A 16700-nucleotide genomic window follows, 5' to 3' on the forward strand; every position below is an offset into this window, starting at 1 on the left:
AGAAGGCCAATCATTAATTTTTGTTAAGAACTAAAACCCTAACAGTCTTTTCCCTAAGTGCTGAATGCGCTCAAAGCAGCCAAAATCAATGGTTACAGGGAGCATGTCCTTTTTCTTTTAGGAAAGAGCTGTAGATTACAACAGTTTTTATTCTTTGTGCTACCATAGGCATCAGTTCTCTTTTAATTGCTCTTAATTGCTGATTGTATGGCTACGACTATCCCCCCCGGCATTCCCCAAGACATTCAGCCAAGTGAGACCCTACTAGAAAACTTGCGCCAGGATGTCATTCATTTGCTAAAACAGACCGTTGGCATTGTTGAACGCTACAACAGCCTCCATAAAACAGCAGAGAGGGATTCATCTCAAGAAAAAACAGAATTTTCAGGTACAGCAGCGATTCGACAAGCCCTCACCAACGTTGAGGAAATGGCTTTACGCATGGCCGTGGTCGCCCCCATGAAAGCCGGCAAATCCACGATTATCAATGCAATTGTCGGTCAACCGCTTTTGCCTGCCCGCAATACTGCCATGACCGCTACTGCAACGGAAATCGTTTTAGATACAAACTACCCTGAACCTGTTCTCTTTGTCCCCGAAGAAACCCTCGCTTTATTCAAAAAGGCAGCGGTGAAAATCCGCCAAGAATACAATAAGAATCGTGACAACGTTAAAGCTAAGTTACAGAAATATCCTCATCTTTACACCACATTTGAAAACATTATCAGGAATGACGGCACTTTGTTCAAAGAAGAAACAACAGGTGTCGAAAGTGTGCGTGAAGCCCTGCAACTAATGAATGATTTGGTACGTTTAGCCAGCCAAATAGTTCCTGCCTACAACCCTGTAAAGCGGATGCGGGAGCTACCCCAGATCAGAGTAGCACCTTTTACCTCTGAAGGTGAGGCTATCAACACCGCTTTGGGCAACCTTGTGATTATTGACACTCCAAATCCTAACGAAGCAGGCGAGAACTTAGAAATCAAGAATATTTTTGCTGAACAACTTGAGCGTAGTAGTCTTATTTTGGTTGTCCTAGACTTTACCCAACTCAAGACTGAAGCGGCTAAAAGTGTTCAAGAAACCGTTCAGGCAATTGCTGAGATTCGTGGTGGAACTGAAAATATCTATGCCCTCGTAAACAAAGTTGATCAACGACGCACAGGGGATATGACTCCTGAAGAAGTGCGGGAGTTTGTGCAGCAGGAATTTAGAATTCCTAGCTCTCATGCTTTTGAGCTATCTGCCCAACGGGCCTATTGTGCTGCTCGTTTCCTGAAGCAGCATGACTTAGGAGAAGACTGGCGGACTCGACCTGAAGCCAGAGATTTGGCAAGAGAAATTCTTGGGGATGACTGGGAAGAAGACTTAGAAGATATTGACAAAGACGCGTTTACTAAGAAAGCTAGAAAGCAGTGGTATGAACGCTCAGGATTTTATCAGTTTTTCACTAAAGTGATTAGTGAACTCATTAAAATTGCTGCACCGAAAGTAATCAGAGAATCTCTAAACATCACTCACGGCTTTATTCATAAGCTTCTTGAAGACATTAATTTGCGAAAAAGAAGCTATCAAGCAACCCTAGGTACACTTGAGGATGAAATTAAGCAACTAAATCAAGATATTAAGAAAATTGAAAATTTGGCTAATCTGTTGAATATTATCGAGGAGTATCAAAAAGAAATTAAGAATCAGATTGCCAGTGAAGTCTCTGAATTGAAGAACGAGGCAAGAGCAAAAGTAATGCTTTCTTTCGCAGACTACATCGAATCTTTCGCAGGCCGCCTCGAAAACAAGTACGAGGCAAGAGCAAAAGCAATGCTTTCTCTCGCAAACTACATCGAATCTTTCGCAGGCCACCTCGAAACAGACTTTTTACATGAGTATCGGGACTTTTTGACGATTAGTTTTCATTCAGAGTATGAAGCAGAAGATTTTCGGAGAGAAATATTTAACCTAGTTTCACAAGAAGCAGAAAAGTTTTTTGGTGATACCCAGAAAAAGATTGAAAAATTTGTAGGAGAAAAAATCCTTGGATTAAAGAAAGAAATAGAGGAAGAAACTCAGCCTATCCTAGAAAAAGCAAGAGAACGACTCCAGATGACTTTTAATGTGCAATTAAGCCTTCCTGATTTTCAAGTTTCAAAGGCTAGTTTTAGCAATTCTAAACTTCGACCAGTTCCAAAGAGCATAGGAATTGGGCTAATTGGGCTAATTGGGCTGGAGATAGGAATTCGGACAATGGGGATAGGAACTTTGCAAATTCATTCAGTCTATCTCAATGAAGTCGTTGAGGAAATCAATCGACAAATAGACACCCAAGCGAATCAAATAGAACAAGAGGTTAATCAAGAGGTTAATAATTATTTAGAAAAATGTTTTAAAGTAGAAGCAGAACAATACATCGAGTATCTCAGTAGCTATCTCAAGGATTCTTATCTCAGTAGCTATCTCAAGGATTATCGAACAACCTTGGAATATCAGAGAAACTCTGCTGTTGAAGTAATGAAGCAACTAGAGCAACTCGAGGAGGATGCTCAAAAAGCGAAGTGTGATATTCCAATTTATTCGCGTCGAGTAGAGCAAGTTCTGATCAGCAGTATTGAAGGTGAATGCTGAGCCGACTAATTATTAAATTTTATTGCAGATTCAACTTTCCTTGCCGTACAGTGTCAACACTTTTTATCTTTTATGCTAACCTAGCCCCCAGTACCCCCTGACTGCAGATGATATGGCTACGACTATCCCCCCCGGCATTCCCCAAGACATTCAGCCAAGTGAGACCCTACTAGAAAACTTGCGCCAGGATGTCATTCATTTGCTGAAACAGACCGTTGGCATTGTTGAACGCTACAACAGCCTCCATAAAACAGCAGAGAGGGATTCATCTCAAGAAAAAACAGAATTTTCAGGTACAGCAGCGATTCGGCAAGCCCTCACCAACGTTGAGGAAATGGCTCTACGCATGGCCGTGGTCGCCCCCATGAAAGCCGGCAAATCCACGATTATCAATGCAATTGTCGGTCAACCGCTTTTGCCTGCCCGCAATACTGCCATGACCGCTACTGCAACGGAAATCGTTTTAGATACAAACTACCCTGAACCTGTTCTCTTTGTCCCCGCAGAAACCCTCACTTTATTCAAAAAGGCAGCGGTGAAAATCCGCCAAGAATACAATAGGAATTGTGACAACGTTAAAGCTAAGTTACAGAAATATCCTCATCTTTACACCACATTTGAAAACATTATCAGGAATGACGGCACTTTGTTCAAAGAAGAAACAACAGGTGTCGAAAGTGTGCGTGAAGCCCTGCAACTAATGAATGATTTGGTACGTTTAGCCAGCCAAATAGTTCCTGCCTACAACCCTGTAAAGCGGATGCGGGAGCTACCCCAGATCAGAGTAGCACCTTTTACCTCTGAAGGCGAGGCTATCAACACCGCTTTGGGCAACCTTGTGATTATTGACACTCCAGGTCCTAACGAAGCAGGCGAGAACTTAGAAATCAAGAATATTTTTGCTGAACAACTTGAGCGTAGTAGTCTCATTTTGGTTGTCCTAGACTTTACCCAGCTCAAGACCGAAGCGGCTAAAAGTGTTCAAGAAACCGTTCAGGCAATTGCTGAGATTCGTGGTGGAACTGAAAATATCTATGCCCTCGTAAACAAAGTTGATCAACGACGCACAGGGGATATGACTCCTGCAGAAGTGCGGGAGTTTGTGCAGCAGGAATTTAGAATTCCTAGCTCTCATGTTTTTGAGCTATCTGCCCAACGGGCCTATTGTGCTGCTCGTTTCCTGAAGCAGCATGACTTAGGAGAAGACTGGCGGACTCGACCTGAAGCCAGAGATTTGGCAAGAGAAATTCTTGGGGATGACTGGGAAGAAGACTTAGAAGATATTGATAAAGACGCGTTTACTAAGAAAGCTAGAAAGCAGTGGTATGAACGCTCAGGATTTTATCAGTTTTTCACTAAAGTGATTAGTGAACTCATTAAAATTGCTGCACCGAAAGTAATCAGAGAATCTCTAAACATCACTCACGGCTTTATTCATAAGCTTCTTGAAGACATTAATTTGCGAAAAAGAAGCTATCAAGCAACCCTAGATACACTTGAGAATGAAATTAAGCAACTAAATCAAGATATTAAGAAAATTGAAAATTCGGCTAATCTTTTGAATATTATCGAGGAGCATCAAAAAGAAATTAAGAATCAGATTGCCAGTGAAGTCTCTGAATTGAAGAACAAGGCAAGAGCAGACGTTAGTCATCTTTTTTCTCAAAAAGAGTATGAGCAGGCTGATGTTGTCAAAAAAGTAATGCTTTTTCTCACAGACTTTGCACACAAATTAACCAACGACAAGTCTCGTGAGGATCATTTAAGGATTCCTTTTAGCTCAAGGCATGACGCTGAAGATTTTCAGGGAAAAATATTTAACCTAGTTTCACAAGAAGCAGAAAAGTTTTTTGGTGATACCCAGAAAAAGATTGAAAAATTTGTAGGAGAAAAAATCCTTGGATTAAAGAAAGAAATAGAGGAAGAAACTCAGCCTATCCTAGAAAAAGCAAGAGAACGACTCCAGATGACTTTTAATGTGCAATTAAGCCTTCCTGATTTTCAGGTTTCAAAGGCTAGTTTCGGCGATTCTGAACTTCGACCCGAAGCTTTAACTAGGACTGTCTATAAAGTTCGAAAAGTGGAAAAGAGATTTTGGTGGCACTGGCTTTGGCTAATTCCTAAGGAAGTGGATGAAATTTATACAGAGACTATTCAAGAATATGTAGTCTATCTCAATAAAGTCGTTGAGGAAATCAATCGACAAATAGACACCCAAGCGAATCAAATAGAACAAGAAGTTAATAATTATTTAGAAAACGGTTTTAAAGTAGAAGCAGAACAATACATCGAGTATCTCAGTAGCTATCTCAAGGATTATCGAACAACCCTGATTGAGAGCCAAGAATATCAGAGAAAGTCTGCTGTTGAAAAAGAAGAAGTGATGAAGCAACTAGAGCAACTCGATGAGGATGCTCAAAAAGCGAAGTGTGATATTCCAATTTATTCGCGTCGAGTAGAGGAAGTTCTGGAAAATTATGGTTCTTCCTGCGATTCACCAGCAAATTTCTCTAATCAGTGATTAATTTAGCTTTCCTTGCCGTACAGTGTCAACACTTTTTATCTTTTATGCTAACCTAGCCCCCAGTACTCCCTGACTGCAGATGATGCCGATTTATTTATGTCGATTAAAGTACTTTTTGCGTTGTAGATTCTATGAATTACTCAGCCATTGAAGAGCGAATCCCTCTTGCCAATGATCAACTACTGATTGATTTAGCTAACAGCATTCACACGAATCAGTCTTTGATAGCGTATCGCGCCAATCGAGGTTTTTGGGGTAGGCTACTGGATAGTTTAACAGGTCGCACTTACCAGCAAGATACCCTTCTTGCCCAAAACTTGACCCGAGGACAGGAAGCATTACTGAGCATTACCAATGAACTGATTGAAAAGCTGCAATTTAATGAGTATGCCCTTGTCACTACGCAACACTCTCTCCGAGAAACTCGTGAATGTCTTGTAGCTACGCAGCACTCTCTCCGAGAAACTCGTGAGGGGCTTAATCACAACACGCAGGCATTGAATAGTTTATTGAATAGTTTAATTGAGACCTGCGATCGCAAGTTTCAAGAGCAAGAGAAACGCATTGCTACCCTTGAACGGCGAGTGACGGCACGAGAAGATTTCGATCGCATTTTCTCTCTCTGGCGAAGTGGCCAAAGCTATCACGATCTCCCTTGGGCTATCCAAATCCTATTTTTAGCCCGCGAAATCTACAACAGTTCCATTGCCTACCTAGAACTTGAACAACAAGTCACTTATTATCGCGACCTACTGGTGAATGAAATTTTGGCGCACCAGCGGCACGACTTACCCAAGCATTTCTTCAGTACCGCAACGCTGCTAAAAGTAACTCGGCAAGCAACAGCACAAGAGGATACAGAGATCGTTTACGACATTCTGGCGAGTTGCCGCTATTCAGACTCCTATCCCTTGCTGCACAATATGTCAGCACTATACTGCCAACAGCAGCCTTCCTTTGTCCCTCAGCACCCTCCTTATACCCTAGATGCCAAAGAAGTCATTCAACGGATTGTTCGTGAAACTGCCGCTGCAACGTTGCATTCCCTCCAGTCTCTGAAATCCAAGGAGTGATTATGCTAAACACTGGTTCAAAAGTTGGTTTAGTACTTACGGGTGGTGGTGCCAAAGGGGCTTACCAAGTGGGGGCACTGCGCTACCTCGCTGAACAGGGATTTGAACCGCACATTATTGCAGGTACCAGTATCGGTGCCCTCAATGGCGCCATCATTGCCAGCTATCCCCAGCAATTGGCTCGGGGTGTGAGCAAGCTCGAGGAGATTTGGCGTGAGATTGGTGCCGCCAATATCATCTCCGCCAACCCCAACTGGCTCAGCATTCTCATCAGCTATGGCATCCAATCTGCCTTACCTGAATTTGGGGGATGGATCAATACTTTTTTGACAGTGACGGGGATTCTCCCCAAATGCCATTCCGTCTTTGACCCGCGCCCGATCGAAGAACTTGTGCGCTCCTATGTAAACTACAACCAACTGAAACGGGGTACGGAGCTTTGGGTAACGGTTTTTCCCTCATTGCAAATTCCGGGTCTGGGCTATAACCTGTTGATGACATTGATTGACATGTGTCGCGTTTGGACAGGCACAAAAGCTGAGTGGCTGCGGGCACAGGATATGGATGACCCAGAGACGTTATTGAACTTGCTGCTGGCGAGTGCGGCCATTCCTTTGGCCTTTCCGCAGCGACAGGTCAATGGTCAAACCTATGTGGATGGGGCACTTCAGGATAATGTGCCCTTGGGAGCGTTGGCGCAGCGGGGCTGTACCCATGCCATTGTCATTCACCTTGAGGATGGGGTGCCTTGGAATCGTTATGACTTCCCTAATTTGACGATCATTGAGATTCGACCACAGACAGTGCTGAATACTTCAAACACGGTTGTACTGGGGAGTCTAGAAAGCTTGCTCGATTTCCGGAGCGATCGCATTGCCGCCCTGCAAGCACAGGGGTATGCCGATGCCAAGGCAGCCATTGAGCCGATCCTCACCCTTGTGCAGAACCTGAGAACCCTGCGCCAAACCCATGGGGAGTTAAAGGCTTCTACGGCAGCACTCTTGAATCCCGATGAGTTAAAAACCTCTACAGCAGCACTGCTCAATCACAACGTTACTTTAAAATCAATACCCCCCATGGTTGATCCATAGGGGGTCATCAGGAGATAGCTCAGCACCGACCTATGGATCGTAGGGCTTCTTGCCGGTGAACTTCAGTTGCGAGGGATTGGGATTTTGGCCAATGGAGCGGGGCACCGAGTTGACGGCTTCACGCCCTTGGTTCACCTTCTCAGGGAAAACACCATCCTTGGGATGGATCAACACGGTTTCGCCATCGGGGAAAATGCGGTAGATTTTGTAGTCATTGATTTTGCGGGGGCGCAGTTGCTGAGCGGCTAGGGCAAGGCACTGCTCCTTACGGGCAAGGTAAACAAGATTTTCCCCTTCACGCATAACCGCAGCCCCAGCCGTCGGCATTTCAAAAACCTGCTCTTTGGGGCTTGTCCAGGTGATGGCGTATTTCTCTTCGGTGTCCGCTGCGCTGAGGAGGCCGCCGGTGCTGCCACCATAGAGCGGGGGTTGCCCAGTGAGTGTTGTCATGCGTTCGATCCTCAATCTCTCACGTTTTCATCCTTAAGATCGGCCAGAGACAACCCTTTTCTTGGATATGGGATACATCAAGGGGATGCAATCTTCTCCCAAGGGCTTTCGCAGTTTTGAGCGTTTGCCCTCCTTGCGAAAAGGGCTGTAGCCAGATTCAACGGCATCGTAGCATTGAAATCGCGGTGTTGACGCGAGTTGTGAGAAACTGTAACAGTTCCCTCCAAGTAGGCGCTGTCATAGGCTTTTTCGATGGAGATCCACGGCTATCCTCAATTGCCGTTAGTCTTAAGCCGATGTTTGAAGGGCAAATTGGTTAAGATTATTGACAAAGTGCAGCAAAAATATGTCCACTCCTCACAGGGAATGGTTGAGCAATGCAATATCTCTACCTCCATGGATTTGCCTCGTCGCCTCGCTCTGCGAAGGCCCAGTATTTTCGCGATCGCTTTGCGGAACTCGGTCAACCGCTACTCATTCCTGATCTCAATCAAGGGGATTTTTTTCACTTGACCCTGAGTCGTCAAATTGACCAGGTAGAAGCGCTGCTCGCCCCAGAGGAACCCGTCACATTGATTGGCTCCAGTTTTGGTGGCCTGACGGCTGCTTGGCTAGCCGAAAAGCATCCCCAAGTGGTGCAACTCTTTCTTCTTGCTCCTGCCTTTGAGTTTGCGATCCATTGGCTGCCGCGCTTGGGCGATCAATACCGCCGCTGGCAAGAAACGGGTGTGCTGGAGGTGTATCACTACACCAAAGAACGCCTGCTGCCCCTTAGCTATGGCTTTGCCAAGGATTTACTGGAGTACGACGATCGCCAGCTGCAGCGGCCTGTGCCCACCCTCATTTTCCATGGTCTTCAGGATGAGGTGATTCCCATCGAAGCCAGTCGTCGCTACTGTGAAGGCCGCCCTTGGGTGAGTCGGGTGGAATTGGACAGTGATCACGCTCTCAAGGATGTACAGCCGGCCATTTGGGGCATGATGTACCCGATCATCTATCAGCAGTTAACTTGAGAGGCTGGGTCAAGGGAGACCGCAGGAATTTCTGCTCGCACAGCGCGAAACATGCCAAAGCGGCACAGTCCCATGCCAAAGGCAATCCGCATCAACAGAAATGTGGGTACTTCCCGCAAAGATTTCACTAGCCCCGCTAGGCCAAAGCGAATCAGCCCCTCTGGTCGCACAATTCCCTGCCAAATCGAATCTAGCCACGAGGGGAGCGTTTCCTGTGTCCAGTCAGCAGTGATCACCTCTCCAGCCACTAAACCTGTTGCGGCAAGGGCTTCGGCAAAGCCTTCAATACTGGCAAAGGCGGGGTGTGCCCATTGATCCAAGAGCTGCCGCATAATGAGCCGCTCCCAGAGGTTCAAGGGGTGCTGGCGATCGTCCCTTTGGTTCCAATCGGCAACCACAAGAATCCCCCCCGGCTTTAGGACACGGAGTAATTCCTTAGCAAACTGCTGTTTATCGGGCATGTGCGGGCCTGCCTCAATTGACCAAACCACGTCAAAGCTGGCATCTGGAAATGACAAGGCTAGAGCGTCATCCACTTGAAACTGCACATTGAGATCGGCAGGAGTGAGTTCCCGCGCCCGCCGTACCTGTTCAGGGCTGATTGTAATTCCCGTCACGTGAAAGCCATAGTCACGCGCTAGCATACGACTGCTTCCGCCAATGCCACAGCCCACATCCAAAACCGTTGTCCCCGGCGGCAGGCGATCGAGACCCCCCCAGCGCACCATTTCATGGACAAAATCTGCCTTTGCTTGGCGAAAGTCCTTGGGACGGGGGGGCGAACCATAGTGGCCAAGGTGAATATGCTCACCCCAGTAAAATTCAAGAATGCCGTCATTGGTCCAGTCGTCATAGGACTCGGCGACAGAGCGGGCAGACTCGTACTTGCGAGGAAACAGGAGATAAAGCGCTAACCCCACGAGGACTAACGCACCAACAATGATAACCAGTATGAGCAATAGATGAGACATGCAGCAGATTGGCTGGTGAAACCTTTCACTATGATGACGAGGTTTTTAGCATTTCCACAAGGGAAAGAGCCACAGATGGGTTTTCATAGGAGATCGTACGCTGTTCAATACTATCTTGAAAAGTTGGTGCAATCCTGCCTGCTAGTGCTGCGGGCACCCAATCCTCGTGAAAAAGGCTGTAACTTAATAATAAGGAGCCTTAAAAATTCTGGAAGGAACTGCCTTGGCGGATGTGCCTGTGTTTGACTCGATTGAATCTGCGTTGGATGCCCTGCGGCGGGGTGAAGTTATCGTCGTGGTGGATGATGAGAATCGTGAGAATGAGGGGGATCTCATTGGTGCCGCTGAGCGTGTGACCCCAGCCATGATTAACTTTATGGCGGTTCATGCCCGAGGACTGATTTGCCTCGCCATGGAGGGCGATCGCCTCGATGAATTGGATTTGCCCTTGATGGTAACAACAAACACCGATAGCAATCAAACGGCTTTTACGGTCAGTGTGGATGCCGGCCCGCGTTGGGGCGTGACCACAGGCATTTCCGCCGAAGACCGTGCCCGCACCATTCAAGCCCTCATTGACCCGACGACCCAGCCTCAAGATTTACGTCGCCCCGGCCATGTCTTTCCCCTGCGATCGCGCCCTGGGGGGGTTCTCAAGCGAGCCGGCCATACCGAAGCCGCCGTCGATCTGACACGGTTGGCAGGGCTGTATCCAGCGGGGGTCATCTGTGAGATTCAAAATCCCGACGGCACCATGTCGCGGCTGCCCCAACTCATTGAATATGCTCGCACCCACCAACTGAAGATTATTAGCATTGCCGACTTAATTAGCTATCGTCTCCAGCATGAGCGTTTTGTCCGCCGCGAAGCTGTGGCCAAGCTACCGACGGAGTTCGGTGAATTTCAAATCTATGGCTATCGCAATTCCCTCGATCAATCGGAGCACGTCGCCATTGTCAAAGGAGATCCTGCCACGTTTAGCGAGCAACCCGTGCTGGTGCGCGTTCATTCTGAATGTTTGACGGGCGATGCCCTCGGTTCACTGCGCTGTGATTGTCGGATGCAACTGCAAGCGGCTCTGAAAATGATTAACGCGGCAGGACGCGGTGTGGTGGTTTATCTGCGCCAAGAGGGTCGTGGCATTGGCCTAGTCAACAAGCTACGTGCCTATTCCCTGCAAGATTTAGGGATGGACACCGTGGAAGCTAATGAGCACCTCGGCTTCCCAGCGGATTTGCGTAACTATGGTGTTGGCGCCCAAATGCTCAATGACTTGGGAGTGAAGCAGATTCGCCTGATTACCAATAACCCCCGTAAAATTGCTGGCCTCAAGGGCTATGGCCTCGAAGTGGTGGATCGGGTGCCGCTGTTGATTGAAGCGACGCCCTACAACACCCCCTACTTGACGACTAAGGCGGAGAAACTGGGGCATCTGCTGCTACAAACTTACCTGATCACAGTGGCCTTTCGCTGGCAGGAGTTGCAATTAGATGCGGGCGATCGCTATGAGCGGTTGGAAAAAATACGTCATCTGGCCGCAGGCGTCCATTTGCTAGTGCGCGAAGAAGCTCGGCCCGTTGCCCAGGCCATCTTTGGACATCCTGACCTGATTGTTCACTTTGGCTTTGACCAACCCCATGTGGCCGATCGCCAGTGGTATCAGCAGCCGGAACACCCCTATGTGCTTGCGGTGCAAACCCTGCTGCGGCAATTTTGCCAATGGCCCACTCTCAAGGGATTTGAGTTTCTCGTAGCGACAGGCAGCGATCCAATGCTCAACCTACCGATGGCTCTCGATCGCCAAGCCTACACCCAACAGCCCCCCAGTGAGTGGCAGCCTCATCTCATCTATTCATGGTCAGCAGTAGCAGGTTAAAGCGTCGATGAATCTCTTGGAGCATCTACGCCGTTTTCAAGTGTGAACATTCATTTATCCCACTACTTCTGGCCGAAAAAAAACACACTGGAGCGGCGTTGGCGTTAGCACAACAACACTGGCAATGGCGCGATCGCCCACGGGGAAACTGACTGCCCAATGTTCTAAAGGCTGAGCTGCTGTCCGCTGCCATACCCCGATCCCCTGAGCCTTGAGCCACGCTTCATAGTATGTCCATGCCTGGAGAAACGAGCGATCGCTCCCCTCTAATATCCTTTGTTGCAGAGCCGCCCCAAAAAACCGCCGACTAATGGCTGAACGCTGAGGACAGGGGCGCAAGATCTCTACATCTACCCCTACAGCCGCCCGGCCACTCACAGCCAACACTGCTAAGTTACCACTATGGCTCCAGTTAAATTCCAAAGCATCCAAATAGGGCTTACCCCCAGCGGTACGCGGTAGAGGCTTCTCGCCAAGATTCGGCTGATAGCGTCGTAAATAGGCGCGCAGGGTAACCTCACGGGGCACATCAGGGGGAAGCGTTAACCACCAAAGATGCAGCGCATGGGAATACAAGGTGAGATTGTCGTGTGGCGCCTGCCATTGAGGGGCAACAATCGGGGGTAGGGGGAAATCCCACACATTAGAGACTGAGGCGTTTTTTTAGTGACAATAGGTGAGTGCGGGGATTAATGGGGCTGCGGGGCAGCGGTAACTCAAAATTCGGCCAATTGGGCAGACTGGCACAGGGACAGTGTACAGGGGGTAACCCATGACAGGGTAGAGGCACAGGCATTTGGCAGCGGGCACAGGGGGTAATGTCCCAACAGTCGCTCAAGAGTTGCGTAATCGTCTCCGCCGTGTCCTCAAGAAAGCAGTCTCCTGCCTGACCAGAGATCACATAGGCCCAGCAGGCCTCAAAGGCTTGACTGTAGCGATCGCCCTGAAGGACAGGTTGCGGCAGCACCGTATGCGCTCCGCCCCAAATACACAGTCGTTTGCCCAGCTGAAACCAGTAGGCGAGATAGGACTTCACCTTTGCTTGGGCTGCCAAAAAGGCACAACCTTCCAGATCCGTCATTGACACAACCCTCGCTGCTGTACTTACTACCCTAGCGCAAGGAAACGAGGGCGATGCGTGCTAACGAATCAGTGCCGCCAAGGAAGCATCCAACTGTCCCCAACTGTGGCCATCAAGGGCTAACTGCTCAATGAGACTGGCCAAGCGCAATGCTTTGAGTGCCTGCTCCCCACCCACCGAGGGGGGTTGACCGCCACGGACGCAGTTGACGAAGTGCTCCAACTCGGCATGGAGAGGTTCAATATTGCTGGTATAGACCTTCTCAATGAGACCGTCTTGGCGGTAAAGGACTTGGCCATGATCGGCACTGCACGATGCGGTGGTTTTGCGGTGAATGAGAATCTCGTTTTTCAGGAAATCTGCCTCCGTGAGGGAATTTTTGCAGTGGGCAGCAATGCGCCGTTGTTTGCGGTGGGTGACTTTACTGGCTGTGAGGGTGGCAATAATGCCGTTGGCAAAGCCCAATGTGGCGGTCACGTAGTCCAGATACCCAGAGTTGGCAGAGCGACTGCCGGCGGCCGTTAGGCGCACCACCGGGGAATTGGTGAGTTCCAGCAACAGGTCAATGTCGTGAATCATTAAGTCGAGAACCACTGAGACATCATTGGCGCGATCGGAGTAGGGACTCATGCGATCGGCTTCAAGGGCAAGGATTTCCTCCGTGCGCAGAACTTTGCTCAGTTCTTGAAATGCAGGGTTAAATCGCTCAATATGTCCGACTTGGAGGATGCACTGGCACTCCGCTGCTGCGTTGACGAGGGATTCTGCTTCACTAATACTGGCGGCAATCGGTTTTTCCACCAAGACATGTACCCCGTGGCGCAAGCAGGTAATGCCTACTTCATGGTGGAGACGGGTGGGCACGGCAATACACACCGCCTCAACGTGGGGCAGCAAATCAACATAGTTTTCAAAAAATTTCACCCGATATTTGCTAGCGGTATCAATGCCCCGCTCCAGATTCACGTCAGAGATGCCCACAAGTTCGACATCTTTGAGTAAACTCAAAACACGGGTGTGGTGCTGACCCATGTTGCCAACACCGATGACGCCAATGCGCAGTGGTTCGGGCTGGGGACGGACGGCAGAACTCATGTCTAGTTATTTCACTCCTCTACGCAACCGGGGAAGGGCTTGGTGTTGGCGATCGCCCGCCGTAAGTAGAAACTCACAGAATGAACATTTTCAGAAAGATGCTACCACAGCATTGCCAAATGTAAAGGTTTTGATAGACAGCTATGATGACGACACCAAAGGCCGTCGTGTTGCTCTCAGGGGGGTTAGACTCCAGCACGGTGTTATTTCGTGCCAAGGCACTGGGTTATGCTTGCTATGCCCTCTCCTTTGACTATGGGCAGCGCCATCGGCGGGAATTAGAAGCCGCGATCGCCATTGCCAGTGCCGCGGGGGTGATTCAGCATCAAATCCTCTCCTTGAATTTGCAGTTATGGGGCGGCTCTGCCTTGACTGATTTGACGATTGACTTGCCCCGCGATCGCGATCTGGCCACCATGAGCCAAGAGATTCCCATTACCTATGTCCCCGCCCGCAATACAATTTTCTTGAGTGTTGCCCTTGCCTATGCCGAAGCCCTAGGGGCGCAAACTGTGCACATTGGCGTCAATGCCCTCGATTACTCTGGCTATCCCGACTGTCGCCCCGACTATATTGCCGCAATGCAGGAGGTCTATCGCTTGGGTACCAAACAGGGGCGTGAAGGCCAGCCCATTGAAATTGTCACCCCCCTCATTGAACTTCACAAAAAAGACATCATTCGTCTGGGGAATGAGTACGGCGTTCCTTGGGAAAAAACTTGGTCCTGTTACAGCGATGACCAACAGGCCTGTGGTCGCTGCGATGCCTGTCGATTGCGTTTAGCGGCCTTTGCCGAGTTGGGTTTAGGGGATCCCTTGCCCTACGCGGTTCACCCCCCGCTCTAGGTTCGGTAAATCCCCCTTTTGCTCATGGCAGCAGCGATCGCACTATAGGAAGGAGAGAGGGTTAAGCCCAATATGGGTGCTGTGCCCCGCATCGAAGTTAGCCTGCAAAGGGAGTTTTCGTCGCTATGGCAAAAGTTGTCGGAATTGATCTGGGGACCACCAACTCCTGTGTGGCCGTCATGGAAGGGGGCAAGCCCACGGTTATTGCCAATGCTGAAGGGTTTCGGACAACGCCCTCCGTTGTTGCCTACACCAAAAATGGCGATCGCCTCGTGGGTCAAATTGCCAAACGGCAAGCAGTGATGAACCCCGAAAATACCTTTTATTCTGTGAAGCGCTTTATTGGCCGTCGCTTTGATGAAGTGACCCACGAAGCCACCGAGGTCTCCTACAAAGTTTTGAACGTCAATGGCAACGTTAAGCTGGATTGCCCTGCCCTTGGCAAACAGTTTGCCCCCGAAGAAATTTCTGCTCAAGTCTTGCGCAAACTAAAAGAGGATGCCAGCAAATATCTTGGCGAGGAAGTCACCCAAGCGGTGATTACCGTGCCCGCCTACTTCAATGACTCGCAGCGCCAAGCCACCAAAGACGCTGGCAAAATTGCCGGTCTTGAAGTGCTGCGGATCATCAACGAACCCACCGCCGCTTCCTTGGCCTATGGCCTAGATAAAAAAGCCAATGAAACCATCCTCGTCTTTGACCTTGGCGGTGGTACCTTTGACGTGTCCATCCTTGAAGTCGGTGATGGTGTTTTTGAAGTGCTCGCCACCTCCGGGGACACCCACCTTGGTGGTGACGACTTTGACAAGAAAATTGTGGACTACTTGGCTGAGTCCTTCCGTGCCCAAGAAGGCATTGACCTGCGCAAAGACAAACAGGCGCTGCAACGGCTGACGGAAGCGGCAGAAAAAGCCAAGATTGAACTTTCCAGCGTCATGCAAACGGAAATTAACCTGCCCTTCATTACTGCAACGCAGGATGGGCCTAAGCACCTCGACATGACGCTCACCCGCGCCAAATTTGAGGAACTCTGCTCTGACCTCATTGACCGTTGTCGCGTACCCGTTGAGCAAGCCCTCAGGGATGCCAAACTCAGCAAAGAGCAGATTGATGAAGTGGTGCTCGTCGGCGGTTCCACCCGCATTCCTGCCATCCAAGAGCTGGTCAAACGGCTATTGGGCAAAGACCCCAACCAGAGTGTGAACCCCGATGAAGTCGTGGCGGTGGGTGCCGCTATTCAAGCTGGGGTGCTGGCAGGGGAAGTGAAAGACATTCTTCTCCTCGATGTCACACCGCTGTCTTTGGGGGTGGAAACCCTTGGTGGCGTGATGACGAAAATTATTCCCCGCAACACCACGATCCCGACGAAAAAATCTGAGGTCTTCTCTACTGCGGTTGATGGTCAAACCAATGTGGAGATCCACGTCCTGCAAGGGGAGCGGGAAATGGCCGCCGATAACAAGAGCCTCGGTACCTTCCGTTTGGATGGCATTCCGCCGGCACCCCGTGGCGTGCCCCAAATCGAAGTCACGTTCGATATTGATGCCAACGGTATCCTCAACGTCACCGCTCGCGACAAAGGCACCGGCAAACAGCAGTCCATTAGCATCACCGGCGCCTCAACGCTGCCTAAGGATGAAGTGGAACGCATGGTGCGCGAAGCGGAAATGAATGCCGCTGCCGATAAAGCCAAACGCGAGAAAATTGAGACCAAAAACCAAGCGGAGCAACTCTGCTATCAAGCGGAGAAACAACTATCCGAATTAGGTGACAAAGTCTCGACCAACGACAAAGACCGCCTCACCTCCCTCATTGCTAACCTGCGATCGGAAATCGGCACTGAAGCTGAGAAGAAACCCATTGAGTCCATTGACTTTGGACGGGTGAAATCGCTGATGCAGGATCTGCAACAAACCCTCTACAGCGTTGGCTCCAGTGTCTACCAAAGTGCGCAGTCCAGTGATGGAACTGGCTCCAGCAGCAGCGGTAGCAGTGGTAGTGGCGGTGATGATGAAGTGATTGACGCTGAGTTCTCGGAAACCAAATAGTCCCGCCCATTGGC

The 16700-nt window shown here is 49.3% G+C and carries 13 protein-coding genes; 8 read left to right on the top strand and 5 right to left on the bottom strand.

Translation table 11 applies throughout. The features are described 5' to 3' along the window. Positions 1-207: 207 nt before the first annotated feature. The 4 genes from QYC28_RS07140 (at position 208) to QYC28_RS07155 (ending at position 7307) form a co-directional block, all read left to right on the top strand. Entirely contained in the window at positions 208-2619 is a 2412-nt protein-coding gene (locus tag QYC28_RS07140) for a dynamin family protein (RefSeq protein WP_302679214.1), read from the top strand. Positions 2620-2731: 112 nt separating this feature from the next. Beyond that, positions 2732-5140 carry a dynamin family protein gene (locus QYC28_RS07145; protein ID WP_302679215.1) on the top strand — a complete coding sequence of 803 codons (2409 nt, stop codon included), beginning with the start codon at positions 2732-2734 and terminating at the stop codon, positions 5138-5140. A 134-nt stretch (positions 5141-5274) separates the two neighbouring features. Continuing rightward, positions 5275-6216, top strand: coding sequence for a diguanylate cyclase regulator RdcB family protein (locus QYC28_RS07150; RefSeq protein ID WP_302679216.1), 942 nt, complete (start codon positions 5275-5277; stop codon positions 6214-6216). Between the two features lie 2 nt (positions 6217-6218). After that, on the top strand, positions 6219-7307 hold the full coding sequence (locus QYC28_RS07155; RefSeq protein ID WP_149819486.1) for a patatin-like phospholipase family protein: 1089 nt from the start codon (positions 6219-6221) through the stop codon (positions 7305-7307). A 30-nt stretch (positions 7308-7337) separates the two neighbouring features. On the opposite strand, the gene QYC28_RS07160 is transcribed toward QYC28_RS07155, so the two are convergent. Then, a complete protein-coding gene (locus QYC28_RS07160) occupies positions 7338-7757 on the bottom strand; it encodes a photosystem I reaction center subunit II PsaD (protein ID WP_149819488.1) in 420 nt (139 codons plus the stop codon). A 377-nt stretch (positions 7758-8134) separates the two neighbouring features. Here QYC28_RS07160 and QYC28_RS07165 point away from each other — a divergent pair, with 377 nt between their 5' ends. Further along, positions 8135-8770 (top strand): YqiA/YcfP family alpha/beta fold hydrolase, encoded by a 636-nt coding sequence (locus tag QYC28_RS07165; RefSeq protein WP_149819490.1) that lies wholly within the window; start codon positions 8135-8137, stop codon positions 8768-8770. Here the strand turns inward: QYC28_RS07165 and QYC28_RS07170 are convergent. Continuing rightward, a complete protein-coding gene (locus tag QYC28_RS07170) occupies positions 8755-9741 on the bottom strand; it encodes a methyltransferase domain-containing protein (protein WP_302679217.1) in 987 nt (328 codons plus the stop codon). The genes QYC28_RS07165 and QYC28_RS07170 overlap by 16 nt on opposite strands. A gap of 232 nt (positions 9742-9973) precedes the next feature. Between QYC28_RS07170 and ribBA the strand changes: the two genes are divergently transcribed. Continuing rightward, positions 9974-11617: a bifunctional 3,4-dihydroxy-2-butanone-4-phosphate synthase/GTP cyclohydrolase II gene (ribBA, locus tag QYC28_RS07175; RefSeq protein WP_286627175.1), complete on the top strand. Its 1644-nt coding sequence runs from the start codon at positions 9974-9976 to the stop codon at positions 11615-11617. Between the two features lie 54 nt (positions 11618-11671). Here the strand turns inward: ribBA and QYC28_RS07180 are convergent, their stop codons facing one another. Genes QYC28_RS07180 through QYC28_RS07190 form a run of 3 tightly spaced genes read right to left on the bottom strand, consistent with a single transcriptional unit; the run spans position 11672 to position 13793 of the window. Next, positions 11672-12259 (bottom strand): 4'-phosphopantetheinyl transferase superfamily protein, encoded by a 588-nt coding sequence (locus tag QYC28_RS07180; RefSeq protein ID WP_149819495.1) that lies wholly within the window; start codon positions 12257-12259, stop codon positions 11672-11674. Position 12260: 1 nt separating this feature from the next. Beyond that, positions 12261-12698 carry a hypothetical protein gene (locus tag QYC28_RS07185; RefSeq protein WP_226971906.1) on the bottom strand — a complete coding sequence of 146 codons (438 nt, stop codon included), beginning with the start codon at positions 12696-12698 and terminating at the stop codon, positions 12261-12263. 60 nt (positions 12699-12758) lie between these two features. Further along, a complete protein-coding gene (locus QYC28_RS07190; protein WP_149819497.1) occupies positions 12759-13793 on the bottom strand; it encodes a Gfo/Idh/MocA family protein in 1035 nt (344 codons plus the stop codon). A 143-nt stretch (positions 13794-13936) separates the two neighbouring features. Here QYC28_RS07190 and queC point away from each other — a divergent pair, with 143 nt between their 5' ends. After that, on the top strand, positions 13937-14638 hold the full coding sequence (gene queC / locus QYC28_RS07195) for a 7-cyano-7-deazaguanine synthase QueC (RefSeq protein ID WP_149819499.1): 702 nt from the start codon (positions 13937-13939) through the stop codon (positions 14636-14638). A gap of 125 nt (positions 14639-14763) precedes the next feature. After that, positions 14764-16686, top strand: coding sequence for a molecular chaperone DnaK (dnaK, locus tag QYC28_RS07200; RefSeq protein WP_149819501.1), 1923 nt, complete (start codon positions 14764-14766; stop codon positions 16684-16686). Positions 16687-16700 lie beyond the last annotated feature (14 nt).

This window comes from Thermosynechococcus sp. HY596, assembly GCF_030518715.1.
GTDB lineage: Bacteria > Cyanobacteriota > Cyanobacteriia > Thermosynechococcales > Thermosynechococcaceae > Thermosynechococcus.